This window comes from Streptomyces glaucescens, from assembly GCF_002154375.1.
Lineage (GTDB): Bacteria > Actinomycetota > Actinomycetes > Streptomycetales > Streptomycetaceae > Streptomyces > Streptomyces glaucescens.
The window spans coordinates 1-1361 of record NZ_MUND01000974.1 but is presented as its reverse complement, the minus strand read 5'-3'; the positions used below and the strand labels follow the sequence as shown (position 1 = coordinate 1361).

Sequence of the window (1361 nt, the reverse complement as noted above, 5' to 3'; positions counted from 1 at the left end):
CCTCGGCCCTCAGCGCGTCGGCACACCGCATGCGGTGTGCCGACGCGCTGAGGGCCGAGGAGGCGACCTGGGAACCGGAGCTGTCGGTCGCTCAGGACGCGGTCCGGCTGGCCGCCGGAGAGCCCGGGCGGGCGGTGCTGGAGCGGCTGGCCGACGGCTCGGAGCGCGGCCGGGAGGAACTCTCGGCCGCCGTACGGGCCTGGGAACAGGGCGGGGTGACCGCCCTGTCGGTGTTCGAGGAGGAGTGGGCGGTCGAGGGTGACGCGCTCGCACGCGCGCGTGCTGCCCTGGAAGCGGCCTGGGACGAGGACGAGCGGCCGCCGCTGCGGGCGCGGGGCAACCGCTGGACGGTCGTCGGCGCTCCGGGCCAGCTGCGCCTGGACCGCGACGGCCGCTGGTGGCCGTACCGCAAGGAGCGCGGCCGCTGGACCCCGGCCGGCGGCCCGGCGCAGGACCCGGCGACCGCCCTGGCCTCGGCGCAGGCCCGGCCGGAGGACGGGGCCTGCTGACGGGCCTGCGGGCCTGCCGTGCCTCTGCGGGCGCCGGCATGGGCTCCATCAGCGGGGCTGGGCCCACCGCGGTATCCGTCGGGGCCTGGGTCCGGTGGCGGCGGACGAGCATGGTGACGGGCGTAGGAAGGCAGGCCTGCGGCCGAGCCGTGTGATCGCCGGGCCGAGGCCCGCGCATCCGGCCGGGCCGTCCGGTCGCCCGGGCATGCGGCCGAGCCCCACGGTCACCAGGCCCTCAGGGCAGATCCCCCTCGGCGAAGGACGGGATCAGTGATTCCAGCCCGCTGGGAAAGTGGCTGGGGAAACCGCTCGGCAGCTCGCTGGGGAAACCGCTCGGCAGCTCGCTCGGGAAGCCACTGGGCAGGTCGCTGGGAAAGCCGCCGCTCGGCAGCTCGCTGGGGAAGCCGGACGGCAGGGAGGGCACACCGCTGGGCAGCTCGCTCGGGAGTCCGGAGGACGGTGCCGGGGAGCTGCTCGTGCTGGTGCCGGGCTGGGCTGGGGGCCGGTCGTCCGGCGAGTCGCCGCTCTCCGACGTCACGAGCATGACCGCGGCGACGATCGCGACGGCCACCATGGCGGCCAGGGCCAGCAGGAGCGGGGTGCGCCGCCGTGGCGGGGGCTCGGGGTCCCCGGGAGGCGGCCCGAAGCCGTCCGGGGGCGGCGCGTCGGCCGGTGGTCCGGGCGGCTGAGGCGGTGGGGGCGGCATGGCCATACGCCCAGCCTCCCGCCGAACCGGCCGTGAGGCGACCCCCGCGCGGGGTCCGGCACGGACTCATGTCGTGGATCGCACGATTCCGCGACACGAGTCCGCAACGAACGGCGCGGGGGCCTCATCGGGCCGGTCGACCGGCC

The 1361-nt window shown here is 77.3% G+C and carries 1 protein-coding gene and 1 pseudogene; one reads left to right on the top strand and one right to left on the bottom strand.

Annotated elements, in window-relative coordinates; translation table 11 throughout:
- A pseudogene (locus CCN42_RS39880) lies at positions 1-509 on the top strand (SWF or SNF family helicase); the annotation flags it as partial.
- Between the two features lie 235 nt (positions 510-744).
- On the opposite strand, the gene CCN42_RS39875 reads toward CCN42_RS39880, so the two are convergent.
- Positions 745-1221 carry a hypothetical protein gene (locus CCN42_RS39875; RefSeq protein WP_086742013.1) on the bottom strand — a complete coding sequence of 159 codons (477 nt, stop codon included), beginning with the start codon at positions 1219-1221 and terminating at the stop codon, positions 745-747.
- Positions 1222-1361 lie beyond the last annotated feature (140 nt).